The organism is Sphingomonas sp., from assembly GCF_041661885.1.
Taxonomy (GTDB): domain Bacteria; phylum Pseudomonadota; class Alphaproteobacteria; order Sphingomonadales; family Sphingomonadaceae; genus Sphingomonas.
On sequence record NZ_JBAZTL010000001.1, the window covers coordinates 708,290 to 731,569 of the forward strand.

General features: G+C 63.4%; 15 protein-coding genes. 13 read left to right on the forward strand and 2 right to left on the reverse strand.

Annotated elements, in window-relative coordinates:
- The first annotated feature begins 11 nt into the window (after positions 1-11).
- On the forward strand, positions 12-1,424 hold the full coding sequence (locus WC704_RS03530) for a coniferyl aldehyde dehydrogenase (RefSeq protein ID WP_372888584.1): 1,413 nt from the start codon (positions 12-14) through the stop codon (positions 1,422-1,424).
- A 25-nt stretch (positions 1,425-1,449) separates the two neighbouring features.
- Here the strand turns inward: WC704_RS03530 and hmgA are convergent, their stop codons facing one another.
- Positions 1,450-2,721 (reverse strand): homogentisate 1,2-dioxygenase, encoded by a 1,272-nt coding sequence (gene hmgA, locus WC704_RS03535; protein WP_372888585.1) that lies wholly within the window; start codon positions 2,719-2,721, stop codon positions 1,450-1,452.
- Between the two features lie 143 nt (positions 2,722-2,864).
- Entirely contained in the window at positions 2,865-3,944 is a 1,080-nt protein-coding gene (gene hppD / locus WC704_RS03540) for a 4-hydroxyphenylpyruvate dioxygenase (RefSeq protein WP_372888586.1), read from the reverse strand.
- A 104-nt stretch (positions 3,945-4,048) separates the two neighbouring features.
- Here hppD and WC704_RS03545 point away from each other — a divergent pair, with 104 nt between their 5' ends.
- The 12 genes from WC704_RS03545 (at position 4,049) to WC704_RS03600 (ending at position 23,193) form a co-directional block, all read left to right on the forward strand.
- Complete coding sequence (locus WC704_RS03545; protein WP_372888587.1) at positions 4,049-4,717, forward strand: YoaK family protein; 669 nt, start codon at positions 4,049-4,051, stop codon at positions 4,715-4,717.
- The gene (locus WC704_RS03550) at positions 4,714-5,166 is read left to right on the forward strand and encodes a MarR family winged helix-turn-helix transcriptional regulator (RefSeq protein WP_372888588.1); all 453 of its coding nucleotides are present in this window, start codon (positions 4,714-4,716) and stop codon (positions 5,164-5,166) included. Before WC704_RS03545 ends, WC704_RS03550 begins: the two co-directional genes overlap by 4 nt.
- A gap of 87 nt (positions 5,167-5,253) precedes the next feature.
- Entirely contained in the window at positions 5,254-7,335 is a 2,082-nt protein-coding gene (locus WC704_RS03555; protein WP_372888589.1) for a malate synthase G, read from the forward strand.
- A gap of 97 nt (positions 7,336-7,432) precedes the next feature.
- Complete coding sequence (locus WC704_RS03560) at positions 7,433-9,478, forward strand: autotransporter assembly complex family protein (RefSeq protein ID WP_372888724.1); 2,046 nt, start codon at positions 7,433-7,435, stop codon at positions 9,476-9,478.
- Positions 9,478-13,707 carry a translocation/assembly module TamB domain-containing protein gene (locus WC704_RS03565; protein WP_372888590.1) on the forward strand — a complete coding sequence of 1,410 codons (4,230 nt, stop codon included), beginning with the start codon at positions 9,478-9,480 and terminating at the stop codon, positions 13,705-13,707. Before WC704_RS03560 ends, WC704_RS03565 begins: the two co-directional genes overlap by 1 nt.
- A gap of 63 nt (positions 13,708-13,770) precedes the next feature.
- On the forward strand, positions 13,771-15,264 hold the full coding sequence (locus WC704_RS03570) for a flavin-containing monooxygenase (protein ID WP_372888591.1): 1,494 nt from the start codon (positions 13,771-13,773) through the stop codon (positions 15,262-15,264).
- Between the two features lie 92 nt (positions 15,265-15,356).
- Entirely contained in the window at positions 15,357-15,995 is a 639-nt protein-coding gene (locus WC704_RS03575) for a CerR family C-terminal domain-containing protein (RefSeq protein WP_372888592.1), read from the forward strand.
- Positions 15,992-17,101, forward strand: coding sequence for an HlyD family secretion protein (locus WC704_RS03580; RefSeq protein ID WP_372888593.1), 1,110 nt, complete (start codon positions 15,992-15,994; stop codon positions 17,099-17,101). The genes WC704_RS03575 and WC704_RS03580 overlap by 4 nt, the downstream gene beginning before the upstream one ends.
- A gap of 1 nt (position 17,102) precedes the next feature.
- Entirely contained in the window at positions 17,103-18,704 is a 1,602-nt protein-coding gene (locus WC704_RS03585; protein ID WP_372888594.1) for a DHA2 family efflux MFS transporter permease subunit, read from the forward strand.
- The gene (locus WC704_RS03590; protein ID WP_372888595.1) at positions 18,701-20,176 is read left to right on the forward strand and encodes an efflux transporter outer membrane subunit; all 1,476 of its coding nucleotides are present in this window, start codon (positions 18,701-18,703) and stop codon (positions 20,174-20,176) included. The genes WC704_RS03585 and WC704_RS03590 overlap by 4 nt, the downstream gene beginning before the upstream one ends.
- Positions 20,177-20,213: 37 nt before the next feature.
- Positions 20,214-21,377 (forward strand): acetylornithine deacetylase, encoded by a 1,164-nt coding sequence (gene argE, locus WC704_RS03595; protein WP_372888596.1) that lies wholly within the window; start codon positions 20,214-20,216, stop codon positions 21,375-21,377.
- Positions 21,378-21,900: 523 nt separating this feature from the next.
- Positions 21,901-23,193 (forward strand): EAL domain-containing protein, encoded by a 1,293-nt coding sequence (locus WC704_RS03600; RefSeq protein WP_372888597.1) that lies wholly within the window; start codon positions 21,901-21,903, stop codon positions 23,191-23,193.
- Positions 23,194-23,280 lie beyond the last annotated feature (87 nt).

Consider the following 23,280-nt stretch of genomic DNA (forward strand, 5'->3'; position numbering starts at 1 on the left):
AGGGGATGAGGATGACGATGCAGGATGTGCTGGCGCGCCAACGCGCGGCGTTCATGGATGAACTCCCGGTTGGGCTGGCGGTGCGCAAGGATCGCCTGGCGCGCGCGGCGGCGATGATCGCCGACAATGCCGATGCCTTTTGCGACGCGCTGAGCGAGGATTTCGGGCATCGCAGCCGCGAACAATCGATGCTGACCGACATCGCGTCGTCGATCGCGCCGATCAAGCACGCGATCAAGTCGCTCGATCGCTGGGCACGGCGTGACAGCCGCGCGGTGCAATTTCCGCTGGGGCTGCTCGGCGCGCGCGCCTGGGTCGAATATCAGCCCAAGGGCGTGGTCGGGGTGATTGCGCCGTGGAATTTCCCGGTCAATCTGGTGATGGGGCCGATCGCGGGCATCTTCGCGGCGGGCAACCGCGCGATGGTCAAGACCAGCGAATTCACCGCGCGCACGGCGGCCCTGTTCGAGGAACTGAGCCCCAGATATTTCGCGACCGAGGAGCTGGCCTTCTTCAGCGGCGGGCCGGAGGTGGGCAAGGCCTTTTCCGAATTGCCGTTCGACCATCTGATCTTCACCGGCGCGACTGGCATTGGGCGGCATATCCTCCACGCCGCTGCCGATAATCTGACGCCGGTGACGCTCGAACTCGGCGGCAAGTCGCCCGTCATCATCGGCAAGGATGCCGGCATTGCGCGCGCGACCGAGCGGGTGGCGATCGGCAAGATGCTCAACGCCGGACAAATTTGTTTGGCACCCGATTACATGCTGGTGCCCGAGGCGCAGGAGCAGGCGGTGGTCGATGGGCTGAAGGCGGCGGTGTCGAGCATGTATCCAACGCTGCTCGCCAACCCCGATTACACCGCAATCATCAACGATCGCCATCACCAACGCCTGCGGGACTGGGTCGCCGACGCACGCGCCAAGGGCGCGACGGTCGAGACGGTCAATCCCGCGAATGAGGATTTCGCCGGGTCCAACGCGCGCAAGATGCCGCTCCACATTGTCCGCAACGCGACCGACGATATGATCGTAATGCAGGAGGAACTGTTCGGCCCGATCCTGCCGGTGCGCCGCTATACCGGCATCGACAGCGCCATTGCCGAGGTCAACCGCCGCGACCGTCCGCTCGGCCTCTATTATTTCGGGCCGGATGAAACCGAGCGGCGGCGCGTGCTCGATCGCACCATTTCCGGCGGGGTGACGCTCGATGACGTGGTGTTCCATGTGTCGATGGAGGAACTGCCCTTTGGCGGGATCGGGCCATCGGGCATGGGCTCGTATCATGGCTTTGACGGCTTCAAAACCTTCAGCCACGGCAAGGCGGTGTTCAAGCAGGCCAAGCTCGACGTCGCGAAGCTGGCGGGTTTGAAGCCGCCCTATGGCAAGGCGACGATGGCGAGCGTGCGGCGGCAGATGAAGTGAAGCGGGCTTAGCCCAAGGCAGTTGGCTATTGCGGTAGCACTGCCTTGGGAAAGCCGCCCCATGCCGCATCATAGTCGCTGTCCAGCGCCGCTGTCTCCAGCGCGAAATCGGTCGGCTGGAACACCCAGCGACTTTCGATCATGAACGCCATCGTGTCGGTCAGCTTTTGCGGCGCGAGATCGGCGGTGCCGGCACCTTGCCAGCTCGCGACATCGGGCCCGTGCCCGCTCATTTGATTGTGCAGCGACAATGCGCCCGGAACGAAGCCGCCGACCTTGGCGTCATAGGCGCCGCGCAATAGCCCCATACACTCGCTCATCGTGTTGCGATGGAACCAGGGCGGGCGGAAGGTATCTTCGGCAACCAGCCAGCGCGGCGGGAAGATCACGAAATCGACATTGGCGGTGCCCGGCAGGTCGCTGGGCGAGGTCAGCACGGTGAAGATCGACGGGTCGGGGTGGTCGAAGCTGATGCTGCCGATCGTGTTGAAGCGCGCCAGATCATATTTCCACGGCGCGTAATTGCCGTGCCAGGCGACGACGTCGAGCGGGGAGCGGCCAAGGTTGGTTTCCCACAGCGTGCCGAGAAACTTCTGCACGAGCTGATAGTCGCCCTCGACATCCTCATACCACGCGACTGGCGTTTCGAAATCGCGCGGATTGGCGAGACCGTTGGCGCCAATCGGTCCGAGATCGGGCAACCGGAAGGGCGCCCCGTAATTCTCCGCGACATAACCACGCGCCGGGCCGTCGGGCAGCGTGACGCGAAAGCGCACGCCACGCGGGATCAAGGCGATCTCGCCGGGCTTGACCTCGATCCGCCCCAATTCGGTCAGCAGCGTCAGCGCGCCTAGTTCGGGCAGGATCAGCAATTCGCCATCGGCTGAAACGAACGCGCGGTTCCCCATGTCCTTGCCGCAGCGATAGAGGTGCGTGGCGACGCCGGTCTGCGTCTGCGGCCCATCGCCCGCGACCATCATCGTGGTGAGCGAATCGAGCCAGTCGGCGTCCAATCCGTCTAGCGGACCCCAGCGCAGGCGATTGGGCGCGAGCGGGGCGTCCGATGGTGCCGCTGCGAAGAGCGGCGCACCGCCATAGCGGGTGAAAGCCGGATGCGCGGCGGAAGGGCGCAAGCGGTAGAGCCACGACCGGCGATTCTCGTGGCGCGGCGCGGTGAAGGCAGTGCCGCTCAGTTGCTCGGCATAGAGCCCGAATGCCGGGCGCTGCGGCGAATTGCGCCCGGTGGGGAGGGCACCGGCCACGGCCTCGGTGGCGAAGTGGTTGCCGAAGCCGGTCATGTAATCCTCCCCGGAACGGGGAGGGGGACCGCTCGGCGCAGCCGAGGGGTGGAGGGGGGCTCTAACGGGCGGAAGCGCCTGCGGCACGCCCCCTCCACCAGCCTGCGGCTGGTCCCCCTCCCCGAAACGGGGAGGATTGCGGGTCATGCCTCGACCTTGCCCGGCACCACGCCGCGCCGGATCTGGTCGAGTTCGATGCTTTCGAACAGCGCCTTGAAATTGCCCTCGCCAAAGCCGTCATTGCCTTTGCGCTGGATGATCTCGAAGAAGATCGGCCCGACCATGTTCTCGGTAAAGATCTGCAGCAACAGGCCGCCGCCGGTTTCGGGCGCGCCGTCGATCAGGATGTCGCGCTTGCGCATTTCGGCGACGTCATGGCCGTGGCCGGGCAGGCGCTTGTCGATCAGGTCGAAATAGGTCTGCGGCGTCGTCTGGAAGCGGATGCCATTGGCGCGCAGCGCGTCGACCGTGGCGAAGATGTCGTCGGTCGCCAGCGCGAGATGCTGGATTCCCTCGCCCTTATAATCCTTGATGAACTCCTCGATCTGCGAATGCTCGTCCTGGCTTTCGTTGAGCGGGATGCGGATTTTGTCGTCGGGCGCGGTCATCGCCTTGGAGAACAGCCCGGTCGATTGCCCTTCAATGTCGAAATATCGGATTTGGCGGAAATTGAAAATGCGTTCGTAATAGTCCGCCCAATAATCCATCCGTCCGCGCTTGAGATTGTGCGTCAGATGGTCGAGCGTGTGCAGGCCGACGCTATGATCGCCGACAGTCGCCCCGGTCGGCACGAAATCGGTGTCGTAGATCGTCTCGCCACCATGCTTGTCGACCAGATAGAGGTTAGCCCCGCCAATCCCCTCGATTGCGGGGATGTCGAGCTCGCCGGGACCGTGTGCGCCGGTAACCGCCGTCGCACCGCGTTCCAGCGCCAGTTTCAGGGCGGCGTCGGCGTCGGCGACACGGAAGGCCATCGCATTGGCCGAGGGGCCGTGCGCGTTGCGGAAACCCGCGACCTGACCCGCATCGTCCATGTTGAGCAGGAAGTTGATGTCGCCTTGCGCATAGCGCCGGACATTCTTCGATTTGTGCGTGCCGACATGGGTGAAGCCCATCTTCACGAACAGATCAGCCAACGCCGCCGGATCGGGCGAGGTGAATTCGACGAATTCGAAGCCATTCAGGCCCATTGGGTTTTCGGGCTTGGTCGCATGGGTCGTCATCGGCTTTGCTCCGGGAAACTGGTAACAAATGAAACTATACCGATGATCCACGGGAACGTCCAGCGGGGGATGACGGGGCCGCGTCGGCCCGATACACAAAGCAGGTGATCCGTTACGATGCCCGCCAACGCAGCTTCGCCGTCTGCCTGTCCGCCCTGGCGGGCTTTGTCGATGCGATCGGGTTCATCGCGACCGGTGGTTTTTTCGTCTCGTTCATGAGCGGCAATTCGACCCGGCTCGCGGTCGGCGTGGCGCAGCATCACGCGGCGGCGCTGCTTGCACTGCAATTGATCGCGACCTTTGTCGGCGGTGTCGCGATCGGATCGATGATCGGGCGCATGGCCGGGCGCTATCGTCATCCGCTGATCCTGGCGTGGATGGCGTTGCTGCTCGCGCTTGCGGGAACCGCTGGGCAGTTGGGCGCGGTCTGGGCGGCGGCCAGCCTCATGGCGCTCGCGATGGGCGCGGAGAACACCGTGTTCGAGGAGGATGGCGAGGTGCGGCTCGGCTTGACCTATATGACGGGAACGCTGGTCAAATTGGGACAAAGGCTGGCGGCGGCGGTGCTTGGCGGCCCGCGCTGGGCGTGGCTGCCGCATTTCTACCTGTGGGTCGGGTTGGTCGGCGGGGCGATCACGGGGGCGGCGACCTTCCCGCTGCTCGGTTTTGGCGGATTGTGGATCGCATCGGCGGTTTTGGTCGGGCTCGCGGTGTTCACGGTCTTTCGCGGTGAGGTACTGTTCGGGGTGGCAACGACCGGGGAGGCGACATGACCGGCCTCAAGCTCGATCAATTCCTGCCATATCGGCTGTCGATCGCCTCCAACCGCGTGTCGGCGGCGATTGCGAGCGCGTATCAGGCGCTGTTTGGCTTGAAGATTCCCGAGTGGCGGCTGATCGCGATCATCGCCGAGCATGACGGCATTACCCAACAGGCGCTGGGGGTGGCGACGCGCATGGACAAGGTGACGGTGAGCCGCGCCGCAACCGCACTGGTCGAGCGTGGACTGGTCGCGCGACGCCCCAATCCGGGCGACCAGCGCTCGCATCTGTTGATGCTGACCAGCACCGGGCGGGCGTTGTATGACGATGTCGCGCCCAAGGCGCTCGAACTGGAAGCGCAGGTTTTTGAAGGCTTTTCGGCGAAGGAAATCGCCAACTTTCGTGAGATGCTCGACCGGATCGAGGCGTCTGCGGCCCCCTTTGACGCGGATCGGGCTTGAACGACGGGACTTGAACGACGGGGGGCTGGTGGCCTAAGCCGCCTATAGCCCTCCCCAGGCCGAGATGCTTTTCAGGAGGATGTTCCCATGCCCGCTACGCCCGTCCCCGCCATGCTCAACCGCGCCGGACTCTCGGTGGCAGCGCCGCTGGCTGGTTTCATCGAGGAGCGCGTATTGCCGGGGCTCGGCATCGAACCGGGCGGCTGGTGGCAGGGTGTGGCGGCGATCTACGATGCGTTTGCCCCGCAAAACCGCGCGCTGCTCGGCGTGCGCGACGCGCTGCAGGCGCAGATCGATGCGCGCTATCAAGCGGGCGGAGCGGTGGACGAGGCGTTCCTGCGCGAAATCGGCTATCTCGTGCCCGAGCCTGGGCCGTTCAGCATCGGCACCGAAAATGTCGATGCCGAAGTCGCGACGATGGCCGGGCCGCAACTGGTCGTGCCGATCCTGAATGCGCGTTTCCTGCTCAACGCCGCCAATGCGCGCTGGGGGAGCCTGTACGACGCCTTTTACGGCACCGACGCGTTGCCGGGCACGGCGGTGCCGGGCGGCTATGATCCCGTGCGCGGACGGCAAGTCGTGGCGGCAGCCAAGGCGTTTCTCGATGAGGCGGTGCCGCTGGCGGTTGGCTCCTGGGCGGATTTGCACGACGCGGAGCCGCTGTTGCGCGACCCCGCGCAATTGGTCGGGCGCAAGGGCGCGTCGTGGCTGTTCGTCAATCACGGGCTGCATATCGAGGTGGTGGTCGATCGCGATCACCCAATCGGGCGCGAGGATTCCGCAGGGATCGCCGATGTCGTCCTCGAATCCGCGCTGACCACGATTTGCGACCTGGAGGATTCGGTCGCGGCGGTCGATGCCGAGGACAAGGTTGCGGCCTATGCCAATTGGCTGGGGCTGATGAAGGGCGATCTGGCCGAGGCGTTCGAGAAGGGCGGCAAGACCATCACGCGGCGGCTCAACCCCGATCGCGTTTATAACGATGGGCTGACGCTACCCGGACGCAGCCTGTTGTTTGTGCGTAATGTCGGGCATTTGATGACGACCCCGGCAATCCGCCTCGCCGATGGCGGGGATGCGCCCGAGGGGATTCTTGACGCAATCGTCACCAGCACGATCGCGCTTTACGATCTGCGCGGGCTGGGCACATTCCGCAACAGCCGGGCGGGATCGGTATATATCGTCAAGCCCAAGATGCACGGGCCGAGCGAATGCGCTTTCACCAACGCTGTGTTCGATGCGGTCGAGGATCTGCTTGGCCTGACGCGGTACACGATCAAGGTCGGCGTGATGGACGAGGAGCGTCGCACCTCGGCCAATCTCGCCGCCTGTATCGAAGCGGTGAAGGACCGGATCGTCTTCATCAACACCGGCTTCCTCGATCGTACCGGCGATGAAATGCACACCGCGATGCGCGCGGGCCCGATGATCCCCAAGGCCGAGATGAAATCGAGCGACTGGATCAAGGCCTATGAGGATCGCAACGTCCGCATCGGGCTGGCGGCGGGGCTGAGCGGCAAGGCGCAAATCGGCAAGGGCATGTGGGCCGCGCCCGATCGCATGGCCGACATGATGGCGCAGAAGATCGGCCATCCCATGTCGGGGGCGAACACCGCCTGGGTGCCGTCGCCGACCGCGGCGACGCTGCACGCGATGCACTATCACAAGGTCGACGTGTTCGCGCGGCAGCGCGAGATTGCCAGGGAAGCGGTGCCGGGATTGACACCGCTGTTGACGGTGCCGGTCGCGCTCGGCCGTAACTGGACGCCCGAGGACGTGCGCGCCGAACTCGACAATAATGCGCAGGGCATTCTTGGCTATGTCGTGCGCTGGATCGATCAGGGGGTGGGGTGTTCGAAGGTGCCCGACATCCACGATATCGGCCTGATGGAAGATCGCGCGACGCTGCGCATTTCCTCGCAACATATCGCCAACTGGCTGCTGCATGGTGTGGCGACGACCGAAGATGTCGATGCCGCCTTTGCGCGCATGGCGGTGAAGGTCGATGCGCAAAATGCCGATGATCCGCTGTACCGCCCGATGAGCGGGCACCCCGAAAGCCTTGCCTTGCAGGCCGCGCGCGCGCTGGTGTTCGAAGGGATTGCCCAGCCGAGCGGTTATACCGAGCCGTTGCTGCACGCCTATCGGTTGCGCGCGAAAGCAGCTTAGCGGAAACCTATTCGCCTTCGCGCGTTAGGCGGAAAGGCAGGGGCTGGAATCGCGAGACCCTCTGGCAAGAAGCGGGGAAGCGCGGGTTTTGGGTTTGCTGTTATTTTCAACGGGACTGATCGCTGTGGCCGCTGGTGGCGTGCAGCAGGCGCCGCCCACTATTCCCGCGCCAACGCCGAAGGTGGGCACACCACCGTCGGGCGAACCAGCGATCGTCCCCGACGACGCGTTCGACAAAGCACTGCCGCCGCTGTCGAACGACATCAATGCCCCGCTGGAGCCGATCGCGCCGCTGACCTCGCCGCCTGCTCCAACGGAAGCCGCCCCGCCCGAATTGATGCAGCCGTTGCCGGCGTTGCGGGCGTTCGATTCGACCCCGCTCGTCGACGTGACCGTCAAAGACGCGAAGGTTCCCGACCTCCGTTATGATACCGTCGTGCGCGGGCTGGATACGCTGGGGTTGACCGGCAAGTTCAACAGCCTGTCGGCGCTTAAGGGCGGTGGCGGCAAGGCGGCCAATGCCACCGTCGTCTCGGCGCGCGGGCATGAAGACGAAGATCTCGCGCTCCGCCTGATGAAGTCGCTCGGTTATTATGACGGCAGCGCGATTTCGACGATCGAGCAAATTCCCGGAGACACCGCACGGGTCCGCGCGATCGTTTCGGCAACGCCGGGCAAGCAATATACATTGGGTACGATCACAGTGCAGGCGGCACCGACGCTTCCCGCAGGAATGGTCGAAAGCCTGCTCCCGCTGCGCAGCGGTGATGCGATTGAGGCCGAGCGGGTGCAGGGCGCGGAAGCCAATGTCGCGCTGGTGCTGCCGCAGCGGGGTTATCCCTTCGCCAAGGTCGGGCAACGCGACATCCTGCTCGATGACGTCGCGGGAACGGGCGATTACACCTTGCCGGTCGATGTCGGCCCGCGATCCTCGTTTGGCACCTTCACCACCGAAGGGCGGCTGGCGTTTGGCGCGGCGCATGTCGGGGTGCTGACTCGCTTCAAGCCCGGCGAGCTTTACGATAATCGCAAGGTCGATGACCTGCGCGCGGCGCTGGTGGCGACGGGTTTGTTTTCGACCGTTTCGGTCGAGCCGGTCCGCACCGGCAACCTAAACCCCGATGGCACCGAACAGGTCAATTTGCTGATCGAGCAGGAGCGTGGTCCGCCCCGCTCACTGGCGGTCAGCGGGGGGTATAGCACGGGGCAGGGCATCCGGCTGGAAGGATCGTTCACGCATCGCAACCTGTTCCCGCCCGAAGGTGCGCTGATTCTGACAGCAGTCGCGGGCACGCAGGAGCAAGGCGCAACCGCTACCTTCCGTCGCTCCAATGCCGGACGGCGCGACCGGACGGTGACGATCACCGCCGGGGCGGACCATTCCAATTACGATGCCTTCGATGCCTTCACGACGACGTTGTCGGGCCGGATATCCTACGATTCGACGCCGATCTGGCAGAAGAAATTCACTTATGCCTATGGGTTCGAACTGACCGGCACCAACGAGAGCGTCTATGATTTCGGGCGCGGTGCGCGACGGCGCGCGACGTATTTCATCGCCGCACTGCCGGGGCAGGTGGAATTCGACCGTTCGGACAGCCTGCTCAACCCGACCAAGGGGTATCGCCTGAAGTTCAGCCTCAGTCCGGAAACGTCGGTGCGCGGTGCGGTGCGGCCCTATGCGCGGACGCTGGTAGAAGCGAGCGGCTATTATCCGATCGGCGACAGCATCGTGCTGGCGGGGCGCGTGCGCGCCGGGTCGATCGCAGGCACGGATCGCGACGACCTTGCGCCGTCGCGGCGCTATTATGGCGGCGGCGGCGGATCGGTGCGCGGCTATGGCTATCAGCGGCTCGGGCCGCTCGATCCCAATGGCGATCCGGTCGGCGGCCGCTCGATCAACGAATTCGCGCTGGAGGCACGCTATCGCTTCGGCAATTTCGGCATCGTCCCCTTCCTCGATGGCGGCAATGCCTATGAGAGCGTGTTGCCCAAGGCGACCGACCTGCGCTTCGGAGCCGGGATCGGCGGGCGCTTCTATACCAATTTCGGGCCGCTGCGCGTCGACGTCGCCACACCGCTCAACCCGCGCAAGGGTGATGGCAAGATTGCGCTCTACATCTCCATCGGGCAGGCCTTTTGATGACCGAAGAGACCGTCATCATCGCCCGTCCTCCCTTGTGGCAGCGAGCCCTTAAATGGGGTGGGCTTACGCTGCTGGGGGTGGTCGTGCTGGCGGGGGTGCTGGTGCTTGGGCTCAACACCGCACCTGGGCGCAGGATTATCGCCAATTCGCTCGGCGGCTACACCACGGCGTCTGGCCTCAACATCAAGGTCGGGCGGATCGAAGGATCGCTCTACGGCGCAATGGTGTTGACCGATGTCCGGGTGAGCGACCCCAAGGGCGTGTTCCTGACCGCGCCGCGTATTGCGGTCGATTGGCGACCGTTCGCCTATCTAGGCAACCATATCGATGTGCGCTCGGCGCAGGCAGCGCTGGTGACGATGCAGCGCTCACCGGCGTTCAAGGCGGTGCCGACCGACCCCAATGCGCCGATCCTGCCCGATCTGGACATCGATATCGGGCGCTTGACCGTCGCGCGGATGGTGCTCGCGCAACCGGTGACGGGCGCGGTGCATATCCTCAGGATCGACGGCGCAACCCACATTGCCGAGCGGCGTGCGCAAGTGACCGCCAGCATCGCCGCGCTGGCCGGGCGCGGTATTGCGGGCGGCGATCGGCTAAATTTCAGGCTCGATGCCGTGCCCGATGCGAACCGGCTCGACCTCGATGCGCATCTGCTTGCCCCGGCAACGGGGGTGGTTGCCAGCATGAGCGGGTTGAAGGCTCCGCTCGATTTCAGCGTTGGCGGCAAAGGTAGCTGGAAGGCGTGGCAGGGCAAGGCGACCGGCACGCTGGGCGGCGCGTCGTTCACCGATCTGGCGCTGGCCGCGAACAGCGGCACCTTCACTGTGCGCGGCTTCGCCAATCCGGGCCTGTATCCCGGCGGCGCACCCAAGACGGAAGCGAGCGCGATCAACCCGCTCGCCCGGCTGACCGCGCCGCGCGTGCAGGTCTCGCTTAGCGCCACGCTCGACCAGCGACGGGTGACGCTGTCGGGGGCGCTGCGCTCCGATGCGCTGGCGCTGAATGCCAAGGGCTTGCTCGACCTTGCCGAGAGTCGTTTCGGCCAATTTACGGTTGGTGCAAAGTTGCTGACCCCTGGCGCGATCGCCCCCAATTTGCGCGGGCGCGATGTCGCGGCGCGCGTGGTGCTTGACGGCAAATTCGCCACGCCAACGGTCAATTATGTCGTGACGGCGGGTGTGCTGGGCTTTGGCGAGACGCAGGTCGAGCAACTCTACGCGTCGGGTCTGGCACGGGTGAATGCCGACCATATCATCGTCCCGCTCGCCGCGCGCGCCGCGCGTGTAACCGGGCTGAATGCGGCAGCCGGCGGCTTGCTCGACAATGTCGCGATCAATGGTGATATCGCGATCACCGGCAACACGCTGCTGTCCGACAATCTGCGGATTCGCTCGAACAAGATCGACGCGACTGCCTTGGTCGTCGCCAATCTCAAGACCGGACTGTATCGCGGTGCGCTCAACGGGCGCGTCAATAATTACCGGATCGATGGCGTTGGCATCGTTTCGCTGCGCACCGATGCGAAGCTGGTGACGGTGGCGAGCGGCGGGTTTGGGATCACCGGCCACGTCGCCGCCAGGACATCGCAAATCTTCAACGAAGGCGCGCGCAGCTTTCTTGGTGGAAATGCGGTGGTCACGGCGGACGTCGGCTATGACCCGAACGGTATTGTCACCTTCCGCAACCTGCATTTGGCCGCGCCGCAGTTCCGCGTCACGCGCGGGCAGGGGCGCTATGATCCAAAGGGGCCATTGCTGGTCGAAGCCGACGCCTATTCGACCCAATATGGCCCGCTCTTCGCGCGTGTGACGGGGACGGCGACCAAGCCGGTCGTGCTGCTGCGCGCGCCGCGCCCCGGCGTTGGGGTGGGACTGGTCAATCTGGAAGCGACCGTGCGTGGGACGGGATCGTCTTATGCCGTGCGCGCCAAGGGGGGCACGCAATATGGCCCGTTCACCGCCGACCTTAACGTCACCCCCGGTACGCAATTGGCGATCTACATCCGCAAGGCACGGTTCGCGGGGGTCGATGTCACCGGCAAGCTCCAGCAACTTCCCGCCGGGCCGTTTGCCGGGCGCGTGCAGTTCGCCGGATCGGGCATCAGCGGTGCCGCACTGCTCGCCGCGCAGGGCAAGGTGCAACGCGTCGATGTTGCCGCGCGCGCGAGCAACGCCAAGGTTCCGGGCGCGGTCGACTTCACGATCGGGCGCGCGATCGTCAATGCACAGGCGATCCTCTACCCCAACGCGCCGCAGATCATCGCCGACACGCAAGTCGCCGATCTGCGCTACGGCGCGGCGGTGCTGTCGAGCGCGCGCGCGAAGATCAATTACGTCAATGGTAACGGGACCGCGCAGGCGGTGGCTTCGGGGTCGAATGGCGTGCCGTTCCATATCGCGGCCAATGCACGGCTGAGCCCAACCTTGTGGCTGGTGGCGGCGCAGGGTCAGGCCAATGGCATTGGCTTCAAGACCGGCACGCCTGCGCGGATCGCGATTGAGCGTGGGACCTATCATCTCCAGCCAACGCGGATCGATTTCGACAAGGGCAGCGCGCGCATCGCTGCCGATTATGGCGCGGGGCTGGTTGCCAAGCTGCGGCTCGATGCGCTCGACCTGTCGGTCGCCAATGCCATCGTGCCGGATCTCGGTCTCGGCGGCTCTGCAACGGGCTCGCTCGATTATACCCAGCCGCGCGGGGCTGCGGTGCCAAGCATAGCCGGGCAATTCCGCGTCACGCGGTTCACCCGGTCGAGCCTGGCGAGCGTCTCCGAACCCGTCGATCTGGTCACGCAGATCGGCCTGAACGGCAATGGCGGCGATATTCGCGCGTTGGTGCAGCGGGGCGGCACCACGATCGGGCGGTTGGTCGTTACGCTGGGGTCGCTCGGCGGCGGTAGCAATTGGACGCAGCGGCTGATGGCGGCCCCCTTGTCGGGTGGAATCCGCTACAATGGCCCCTCGGGCGTGCTGTTCTCGTTTGCGGGGCTGGCACGGCAGCAACTGTCGGGGCCAATTGCGGTCGCCGCCGATTTTGCTGGACGAGTCGATGCGCCACAACTGGCCGGTCTGCTCCGCGCGGATTCGCTGACCTACGACAATGAAATCTATGGCACGCGGCTGACCCAGATGAAGCTCGCCGGGCGCTTTACCAATGACAGGCTGGAGATCACACAACTGTCGGCGCGGGCGGGCGAGGGGACCGTGCAGGGGCAGGGATCGGTCGGCTTCTCGGCGGCAGCGGGCTTCCCGATCGACGTGCGCGCGACGCTTAACAATGCGCGCCTCGCCAGCAGCGATGCGCTCGGCGCGACCGCGACCGGCACCATCGCGATCACCAACAGCAAGGCGAGTGGCGGGCTGATTAAGGGCGATTTACGCATTCCCAATGCGCGCTACGAGATCATCCGTCAGGGCCAGGCCGATGTCGCGGAATTGACCGGGGTGCGCCGCAAGAGCGACATCACCAAGGCCAATGCCCAGGCGAGCGCGCCCGCCGAACCGGTCGGGCTGTTCAAGCTCGATCTGCGAGTGCGCGCCGTAAATCAATTGTTCGTGTCGGGCATGGGGCTCGAATCCGAATGGCAAGCGGATTTGCGTGTCGTCGGCACTTCGCTCGCCCCGCGCGTAACCGGCAATCTCGAAATCGTGCGCGGCACCTATTCCTTCGCCGGCAAGCGCTTCGATGTCACCAAGGGCGATGTGCGGTTCGACGGTGGCGCTGTGGTCGATCCGCAAATCGCGCTGAGTGCCACGACCACCACCAACGGCATCACTGTGGTGATCGATGTCTCGGGAACGGGCCAGAAGCCACAAATCGCGTTCAACTCCACTCCCGCTTTGCCACAGGATGAGGTGCTCAGCCGGTTGCTGTTCGGCAGCTCGGTCACCAACCTGTCGGCGATCCAGGCGATCCAGCTCGCCGCCGCGCTCAATTCGTTGCGCGGTTCGGGCGGAGGGCTCAATCCGCTCGGCAAGTTGCGCTCGGTGGCAGGGATCGACCGGCTGCGCATTCTCGGCGCGGATAGCGCTACCGGGCGTAGTACCTCGCTCGCTGCGGGCAAATACATCACCAACAACATCTATGTGGAGGTGATTACCGATGCGCGCGGCTTCACCGCGACGCAATTGGAAGTGTCGCTGACCAAGGCGCTGAGCGTACTGTCACAAGCTGGCTCGTTCGGCGGGTCGAACATCACCGTGCGCTACAAGAAAGATTTCTAATCGCAACGGGTCTCTTCCCGCCAGCCCGAAAATCGAATATCGGGTATCCTACGGAGAGCGATCATGAGCATGGAACATTTCGACGTCGTCGTCGTGGGAGCGGGGATTTCTGGGATCGGCGCGGGCTATCATCTGCAAACCCAATGTCCCGACCGCAGCTATGTTATTCTCGAAGGACGGGCGGCATTGGGCGGGACGTGGGACCTGTTCCGCTATCCCGGCATCCGGTCGGATTCGGACATGTTCACGCTCGGCTATGCCTTCAAGCCGTGGACCGAGGCAAAGGCGATTGCCGATGGTCCCTCGATTTTAAAGTATGTTGGCGACACCGCGCGCGACTATGGCATCGATCGTCACATCCGCTTTGGTCACCACGTCAAGCGGGCAGCGTGGTCGACCGCCGAGGCGCGCTGGACGGTCGAGGTGGAGGGGCCCGAGGGACCGGTTGGTTTCACCTGCAATTTCCTCTTCATGTGCAGCGGCTATTACAATTACGCGCGCGGCCATGCACCCGAGTGGCCGGGTATGGAGGATTTCAAAGGGCGTATCGTCCACCCGCAATTCTGGCCCGCCGATCTCGATTATGCGGGCAAGAAGGTGGTGGTGATCGGCAGCGGGGCAACTGCGGTGACGCTGGTGCCCGCAATGGCGGAGAGCGCCGCGCACGTCACCATGCTGCAACGCTCGCCCACCTATGTCGTGTCGCGACCGGCGGAAGATGCGACGGCCAACTGGCTGCGGTCCAAATTGCCCGCGAAACTGGCTTACGGGCTGGTACGCTGGCGCAATGTGCTGTTCCAGATGTTCTTCTTCAATCTTGCCCGCAAACGCCCGGAAAAGACCAAGGAACGCTTGATCGAGATGGTGCGGGGTGAACTTGGCCCTGATTACGACGTCGCGACGCATTTTACGCCACGCTACAATCCGTGGGACCAGCGGCTTTGCATGGTGCCCGATTCCGATCTGTTCACTGCGATCAAGGACGGCAAGGCATCGGTGGTAACCGACACCATCACACGGTTCACCCCGGCGGGAATCGAACTTCAATCGGGCGCGGCATTGCCCGCCGACATCGTGGTGACGGCGACCGGGCTGGAGTTGCAATTGTTGAGCGACGTCACCTTCAGCGTCGATGGTGCCCCCGTCGATTTGTCCCGTACCTTCAATTACAAGGGCATGATGTTTTCGGACGTGTCCAATATGGCGACATCGTTCGGCTACACCAATGCATCCTGGACGTTGAAGGCCGATTTGACCTGCGCCTATGTCTGTCGTTTGCTCAACACGATGAAGAAGCGCGGGCTGCGACAGGCAACGCCGCGCGTTGGCGATGCCGCGCTGACACCCGCTCCCTTTCTTGATTTCAGCTCAGGCTATGTCACGCGCGCAATGGAGAAATTCCCCAAGCAGGGCAGCAAGGCACCGTGGCGCGTCCACCAGAATTATGCGCGGGACTTGCTCGCATTGCGATACGGGTCGGTCGATGACGGCATGGAATTTTCCAACCCGTCATCCGCCGAAACCCGGTCGCGGGAACGCGATTCCGTAAGCGCCTGAACCCCGGAGCCGCCCTCGCTGGAGCGGCGTTTTTGCCGCGCCGCACAATTTGGTGATTGTTTTGTTCGTTCGAACGAATTACGAGCTGCGGCGTGGTTCAGCAACGACTCCTTGAAATCGCGATCGCGGAATTCGCCGCCAAGGGGCTGGAAGGTGCGAGCACGCGTAGCATCGCCTCGGCGGCGGGTACGGCGATGTCGTCGATCACTTATCATTTCGGCGGCAAGGAAGGGCTGTATCTGGCCGCCGCAGACTATATCGCCTTGCAAATGGGGGACAGCCTGACGCTCGCGCTGGGCGACGACCGCATCCCGGAAGGCATCGGTGCAGAAGCGGCACGTGGGTTGATCCACGACATTATCGGTCGCCTAATTGAGAAGATGACAGGCCCGAAAAGCACGTCTTACTCGCTGTTTATCATGCGCGAGCAAATGGAGCCGACCGCAGCGTTCGAGCGCATTTACGGCGGGATGATGGAGAAGATGCTTCACGTTCTCGTTGAATTGGTGCGCATCGCGACCGGTCGAAGCGATGGCAATACCGCAGAGGTGACCGTGATTACGCTGATCGGCCAGGTGGTCGCGCTGCGCGGTTCGCGTGCGACGGTTCTGAAATTGATGCAGCGCACCCAACTCGATGTTTCCGCAACCACCGTGCTGGCGGCGCGGATCGCGGCCAATATCGACGCCATTCTCGACCGGCTGATCGCCGAACGACAGGAGCTTTCATGAGCGACACGCCCCAACCCGCGACCCAAAGCGGGCAGGACCTTCTGGCTGCAACCGAGCCTGCGAAATCCTCGCTTTTCCAGAAGCCGTTATTCTGGATCGTCCTGGTAGTGGTGGTGGGCGCGGTCGTGATCGGATCGGTGCTCTATTATCTTGATGCGCGGCAATATGAGACGACCGACGATGCCTTCGTCGACACCCACATCGTGCGGCTTGCGCCAAAGGTGGCGGGCACGCTGAAAGCCGTCGCCGACCTTGATAACCGCCATGTCGAGGTGGGCCAGGTGCTGGCGGTGATCGAACCTTCAGGGCCAGAAGCACAGCTCGCCGAGGCCGACGCAAACGTAAAGCAGGCAGAGGCGCAGTTCGAACAGGCGCGCGCGCAAGTGGTCGCGGCGGAGGCAACGCGCGACCAGGTGACCGCGCAGGCGCGCGCGCCGCTCGCCAATGCGGCCAAGGCGCAGCAGGATCTGGCGCGGTATGAGGCGTTGCGTCAAATCGATCCGACCGCTGTCGCGGGCCAGCAACTCGACGCGGCGCGTGCCGCAGCGCGAACGACCGCCGCCGATGCCGCCGCCGCACGTCAGCAAATCGATAGCGCCGCCGCCAACATCGCGGTCGCCCGTCGGCAAGTCGCCGCCGCACGCGCGGTGATCGATGCGCGCCGCGCATCAGTGCGGCAGGCCAATGTTACGCTCGGCGACAATCGTCTGGTGGCGCCGGTGGCGGGGCAGGTGGTCAATCGGCAAGTCAATGTCGGTTCCTATGTTGGACCGGGGACGCAGTTGATGGCCATCGTGCCCGATCACATCTGGATCACCGCCAATTTCAAGGAAACCCAGCTCAAGGACATGACCGCCGGCAAGCCGGTCGACATCAAGATCGACGCGTATCCGAGCGTCAAGTTCAAGGGCCATGTCGATTCGATCCAGCGTGGCGCGGGCCAGGCCTTTGCGCTGCTGCCGCCGCAAAACGCGACGGGCAATTACGTCAAGGTCGTGCAGCGTGTGCCGGTGCGGATCGAGTTTGACACCAGGAACGGCCCTGATCCGCGAAAATATCCGCTCGGGCCCGGCATGTCGGTGACTCCGACGGTCAAGGTTCGCTAAGGTGGCGGGCGCCGCACGGCGTGCGGACGGGTGGGACCCGACCCGGTCGGCAGCGGGCAGCTACAGCCCGTGGCTGATCGTCGCGATCATCTCGATCCCGACCTTTATGGAGGTGCTCGACACCTCGATCGCCAACGTCGCGCTCGATCATATCGCGGGCGGCCTGTCGATTTCGAGCGATCAGGCGACATGGGTGCTGACCAGCTATCTCGTCGCCAATGCGATCGTGATTCCAATCAGCGGATGGCTGTCCGATGTGATCGGGCGGAAGCGCTATTTCATGATCTCGATCGCGCTTTTCACGCTGTCGTCGCTGATGTGCGGACTTGCGCCGAACCTTTCGACGCTGGTCATCGCGCGGGTGTTGCAGGGGATTGGCGGTGGCGGTCTTGCTCCGGTTGAGCAATCGATGCTGGCCGATACCTTCCCGCCGCGTTTGCGTGGAATGGCCTTTGCCGCCTTTGCCATCGTGGTGGTGGTGGGGCCGGTGCTCGGGCCAACGCTCGGCGGCTATATCACCGAGGTGTCGAGCTGGCATTGGGTGTTCCTGATCAACGTGCCGATCGGCGTTATTTCGCTGTTTCTGGTCGATCTGTTCGTCGATGAACCCAAGGCGATCAAGGACGATCACGCCGCCTTGCTCAAGCGTGGTATCCGGATCGACTATATCGGCGTAATCCTGATCGCGCTCGGGCTGGGATTTTTCGAAATCACCCTCGATCGCGGCGAGCGCGAGGATTGGTTCTCCAGTAATTTCATCGTCATGTCGGCGGTTATTTCGGGCGTATCGCTGCTCGCTTTGGCCGTTTGGGAGGTCAACCACAAGGATCCCGTGGTCGATCTCAAGCTGATGAAGAGCCGCAACTTTTCCCTCACGCTGTTGGTGATGGGGGTGACTGGCATGATCCTGTTTGGCACCACGCAGCTTATACCGCAAATGCTGCAACAAGTGCTCGGCTACACATCGTTTCAGGCGGGCCTGGCGTTGACGCTGGGGGGCATCGCAACGCTGGTCGCGGTGCCGTTCGCCGGTCGCCTGGCGGGGGTGGTCGATGTCCGGATGTTGTTGTTTCCGGCATTGCTGGCCCAGGCCTTTGCCTTGTGGAACATGACCCACCTGAATGCGGACATTTCGTTCGGCGACGCGGCTTTTGCGCGATTGTTGCAGGCGATGGCGCTGCCATTTCTGTTCGTGCCGATCAACGCGGTCGCCTATGTCGGCTTGCCGCAGAACAAGACCGCGCAAGCATCGAGCTTGCTCAATGTCGCGCGCAACATCGGCGGCAGCATCGGAATCTCTATGTCGCAAACGATGCTCGCCTCCGGAATGCAGCGGCACCAGTCGAATCTGGCGGGCCCGCTCAATCCGCTCAACCCCAATTACAATGATTGGCTGGCCAAGGCGGGGGCGGTCTTTGGTGGGCAGGGCGACACGACGACGCCCCTGGCCGTGCTTTACAGCCAGATGCAGCGGCAGGCGGCAATGCTCGCCTTTCTCGATGTGTTCCAATCGTTGATGGTCGTGGTGCTGTGCGTCGCGCCCCTCGTTTTCTTTATGCGCTCCGGCAAGACCGGTGGCGGTGGTGGAGGCATGGCCCATTGACCCGCTCTCTCGTTACGGCGGCGCTGCTCGGCGCGACCTTGCTCGGCGGTTGCACCGTTGGCCCGAACTATCGCACTCCTGCAGTCGAGGTTCCGCCGGCCTTTTCGGAGCCGCAGATTGCGGCACCCGGGGCTGCGATCGATCCGGCGCATTGGTGGACGGCTTTTGGCGACGACACGCTGACCAGCCTGGTCGAGCGGGCGCTGAAAGACAGCCCCACAATCGCCATCGCCGCGTCGCGTGTCCGGCAAGCGCGCCTGGAGGAAATCGCGGCACATGCGGTGGGCAAGCCCACCGTTGATGCCAGCGCCAACGGGTCACACGTCGAGTTCAGCAAGAATGCGGGATTTTCGTCGCTGGCTCGCCTGTTTTCGGGCGGAAACGGTGGCGGCAATTCCAACAGCGGCGGCATCGCGCTGCCAGGCAGCGGAATCACCACCTACGCCGCAGGATTCGACGCAAGCTGGGAGATTGATCTGTTCGGCGGCGGTCGGCGCGGCGTCGAGGGGGCGCTGGCGCGCACCGATGCAGCGATCTGGTCGCAACGCGATGCTGCGGTGACGCTGGGTGCCGAAGTGGCGCAGGCCTATTTTGCGCTTCGGCTCGATCAGGCGCAAATTGCCGTGGTTGAGGAGGAACTCGCCCGGCAGCGCCGCGCGTTGGAGATCGCCGGGAATATCGCGAAGGTTGGCCTGAGCCCCCAAATCGACGTGAAGCGCCAGCAACAATCAATTTCCAGCATCGAAGCGCGGCTGGAACCGTTGCGCGCCGATGTGCGCGTGCGGATTCATGCGCTGGGGATCCTGCTCGGCATCGCGCCGGAGAGTTTAATCACCGAGTTGACCGGGCCGCTGCCCGCGCTCCAGCCGGTTCCGGTGATTCCCGCAGGCTTGCCTTCCGATCTGTTGCGCCGTCGCCCCGATATTCGCGCGGCCGAGCGCCAATTGGCTGCATCGACGGCGGAAATCGGCGTTGCGGTGGCCGATCTGTATCCCAAGTTTAAGCTGACCGGCATGGCGCAGTTGATCTCGACCTCGCTCGGTTCGCTTGTGTCCGGCGACAGCATTCAGGCGAGCGGGGTGGGTGGCGTAACCTTCCCGCTGCTCGATTGGGGGCGGCGCAAGGCGACGGTCAATTTGCGCAAGGAAGACCGGGAGCAGGCCTATCTGCGCTATCGCGCCACTGTGCTTGGCGCCTTGCGTGATGTCGAAGATCCGCTTGCCCGGATCGATGCCGAGCGGCGGCGCAATGCCGCGCTACGGCGCGCAGTTGCCGATGCCGAGGCAACCAACCATGCGGTCGAGGCGCAATATCGCACGGGCTTCGTCGCGCAAAACAGCGTGATCGATGCGCAGGTTGCGGTGCTTGCCGCGCGTGAGCAACTTGTGGCGAGCGACGCGCAATTGCGGCAGGACAGCGCTGCGCTGTTTAAGGCCCTCGGCGGCGGGTGGGAGCAACCTGCGGCGGGGTGATTGGCAAGCGCGGCGTCACGCGCTTAGTGTAGCCCGCATGATCGATGACTTGAAAACAACCGCTTTGGCGCATCTCGACGCGCTGATCGCCTTCGATACGACCTCGCGCGATTCGAATCTGGCGCTGATCGGCTATGTCGAGCATTTCCTGCGCGGCTATGGCGTGGAGAGTCGGCGCGTTTCGAACGCGGATGGCACCAAGGCGAATTTGTACGCGACGATCGGTGCCCCCGTGCCGGGCGGCGTCGTGCTGTCCGGCCATACCGATGTGGTGCCGGTTGACGGTCAGGCGTGGAGCAGCGACCCATTCGTCCTGACACGGCGCGGAGACCGACTCTTCGGTCGCGGAACGTGCGACATGAAGGGGTTTCTTGCGCTGGCATTGTCGGTCGTGCCGCAGTTCGCGCGTGGTGAAGCGGCGCGGCCGCTGCATCTGGCATTCTCCTATGACGAAGAGGTCGGCTGCCTCGGCGCGCCGTCGATGATCCGCGAACTCGTTTCGGAGCTTCCGGCACCCTGCGCGGTTATCGTTGGCGAACCGACCAACATGGAAGTGGTGAGCGGACACAAGGGTATCTCGACGTGGCGCGTTACGGTCCGGGGGCATGAGGCGCATTCCAGCCTGACGCATCTCGGCGTTTCGGCGAATATGGTTGCGGTTGGTTTGATGGCGCAATTGCGGGGGCTTGCGGATGCACTGGAACAGCATGGCGACCCGGCGTCGCTATACCACCCGCCACACGCCACGCTGACGATCGGGCTGATGCAGGGCGGGACGGCGGTTAACATTCTCGCGCGGGAGTGTACTTTCGTGTTCGACCTACGAACCCCGCCGGGGCAGGACCCGGATGCGATCATGGCGCCTTTTCTGGAGGCGTGCGCGCGGGAGGATCGGGCGTTGCGCGCGCGCTTTGCCGATGCCGGAGTTGCCGTTCTGAGGCGGTCGGCGACTCCCTCCTTTGCGCCCGAGGCCAACGGGGCGGCGGAACTGCTCGCGCGTCGGTTAGCAGGCGATAACGGACCGGCACGAGCGGCACCCTATGCGGCGGAAGCCGGGCAATTTCAGGGGGCGGGCTTTTCGACGGTTATCTGCGGCCCCGGCTCGATCGAGCAAGCGCATCAACCGGACGAATATCTGGAAATCGCGCAATTCGAACGCGGGGCTGCCTTTATGGCGCGATTGTTCGAGGCGATGATGTGAAATAAAACACCGCGGCGTCAAAATAAATTAAATTATGCCAATGGTAAAAAAATGAAAATCAATATAAAAAATTGAAGTCCAAAATTGAGGCGAACAAGCTGCCAAGATCACCGGGCAGCGTAAAACGCATCAATAGAAACATCGACCCGACGCAGAGCGAAGGCATTCCAATGTGGACTGGATTATCCCCGCATCGGGTCGATAAAACAATTTACCAGGGGCGGGTGCCCTCACCGTAAACCGCATCCAGAATGAAATCCAACATCGTCTTTCTCCCTTGCGTACCCAGTCGAGTACGCCTGATTATTAATTGAATCTTAAGGATAAAGCAACCGGGTTTCCGGGCGGTTAGGCGCGCTTCGGCGTACCCTTAACGGTTCGTTTAGTGCTCGGCTTTACCTCGGACACTATGGTGCGTGCTGTGCAACCTCCGAAACCGTTTCGCCGCTCGACCGGCAGGGAAATGCGTGCGTCCGCAATCGAAAGCGGAAATGCGCCGTTCGTACCGTCTGTGGCGCGCCGGGTGGCAAGACGCAGCGCGATCGATACTGCGACCCGTGATGATGGCGGCGTCGCATTGGCCTGGCAATTCCTGTGTCTGGTGGAGATCGCCAATTTTTCCGCGCTGCGTCGCAACCTCGGACGGTCCGGCGCTGCCAGCCTAATTTTCGATCTCGATCGCCGGATCGATTCGATCCTCCCGGATGCCTCGACCGTGATCGTCAGCCGTACAGCGGTCGAGGTGACCTTGGAGCGGGAGAGCTTTGCCGATCTCCAGGTGGCGATTACAGCATTGTTGACCGTAGCCGAAACTCCGTTCGATCTCGACGGTGGGGCGCATGATGTCCTCATCGCGATAGGCGCCGCCGCCGCGCTGCATGGCACCGCCGAGGGCGTCCGGCTGATCGAGGAAGCGGAAGGTGCGCTGGAAGATGCGCGCGGGAGCAACCAGCCGGTGTTGCGCGACCTTTCCGTTTGCACCCCCACGCTCGACCGGCAAACGCTGACGCGCGAGCTGCCGCAGGCCATCGTAAATGGTGAAATGTTCCTGGAATATCAGCCCAAGGTGCATGTTCGCGAACAAAAGATCACCAGCGCCGAAGCGCTGGTGCGGTGGCAACACCCGAAGCGGGGTTTAATTCTACCCGGCGATTTCATCACCGTCGCCGAGCAGGCATTGCAGATTTCGGCGCTGACGTTGTGGACGCTCGACGAGGTGATCAGGGATCAAAAGGCGCTCGCGGCTGACGGGCATGAATTGACGATCTTTATCAACATCTCCGGGCAATTGCTGAGCGACAAGCATTTCGTCGAGGCGGCTTGCGCCAAAATTCACGATTGTGGTGCCAAAATCGGGTTCGAAATTACTGAAACCGCGGTGATCCGCGATCCTGAATGCGCGATCGCCAACCTCCAGATTTTTGCCGACAAGGGCATCGTTATCGCCATCGACGATTACGGCGCGGGGTTATCCTCGCTTGCCTATCTCAAACAGTTGCCCGCGCGGGAATTGAAGATCGACAAAATGTTCGTGCTGCAACTGACCAGCAGCAACCGCGATCCACTGATCGTGCGGTCGACGATCGATCTTGCCCATGCCCTGGATATGGAGGTCACGGCGGAGGGTGTCGAGACGCAAGCGGCAATGGCGCTGCTCTCGGTGATGGGATGCGACATGGTTCAAGGGTATTTGATCAGTCGACCGATTTCGATCGACGCGTTCCGCAGTTTCCTGCATGAATATCGGGATCGTCCGGTCGAGGATACGCGGCAGTCGATGTTCAAACGTCCAGCAACCTTCTGGAAGAGCGCCTGAGCGGGCAAACCCCGCAGGTTAGCCAGGATTTAACCTGTCCTTGGCCACAATGCGCTTGATGAGGCATATGATCTTCCGAGCGTTCTC

Coding starts and splice junctions, on each gene's coding strand:
- argE (WP_372888596.1), top strand. CDS start 20,214: ATGATCGATGACTTGAAAACAACCGCTTTGGCGCATCTCGACGCGCTG.
- WC704_RS03550 (WP_372888588.1), top strand. CDS start 4,714: ATGACCGGCCTCAAGCTCGATCAATTCCTGCCATATCGGCTGTCGATC.
- WC704_RS03530 (WP_372888584.1), top strand. CDS start 12: ATGACGATGCAGGATGTGCTGGCGCGCCAACGCGCGGCGTTCATGGAT.
- WC704_RS03570 (WP_372888591.1), top strand. CDS start 13,771: ATGAGCATGGAACATTTCGACGTCGTCGTCGTGGGAGCGGGGATTTCT.
- WC704_RS03555 (WP_372888589.1), top strand. CDS start 5,254: ATGCCCGCTACGCCCGTCCCCGCCATGCTCAACCGCGCCGGACTCTCG.
- WC704_RS03580 (WP_372888593.1), top strand. CDS start 15,992: ATGAGCGACACGCCCCAACCCGCGACCCAAAGCGGGCAGGACCTTCTG.
- WC704_RS03565 (WP_372888590.1), top strand. CDS start 9,478: ATGACCGAAGAGACCGTCATCATCGCCCGTCCTCCCTTGTGGCAGCGA.
- hmgA (WP_372888585.1), bottom strand. CDS start 2,721: ATGACCGGCTTCGGCAACCACTTCGCCACCGAGGCCGTGGCCGGTGCC.
- hppD (WP_372888586.1), bottom strand. CDS start 3,944: ATGACGACCCATGCGACCAAGCCCGAAAACCCAATGGGCCTGAATGGC.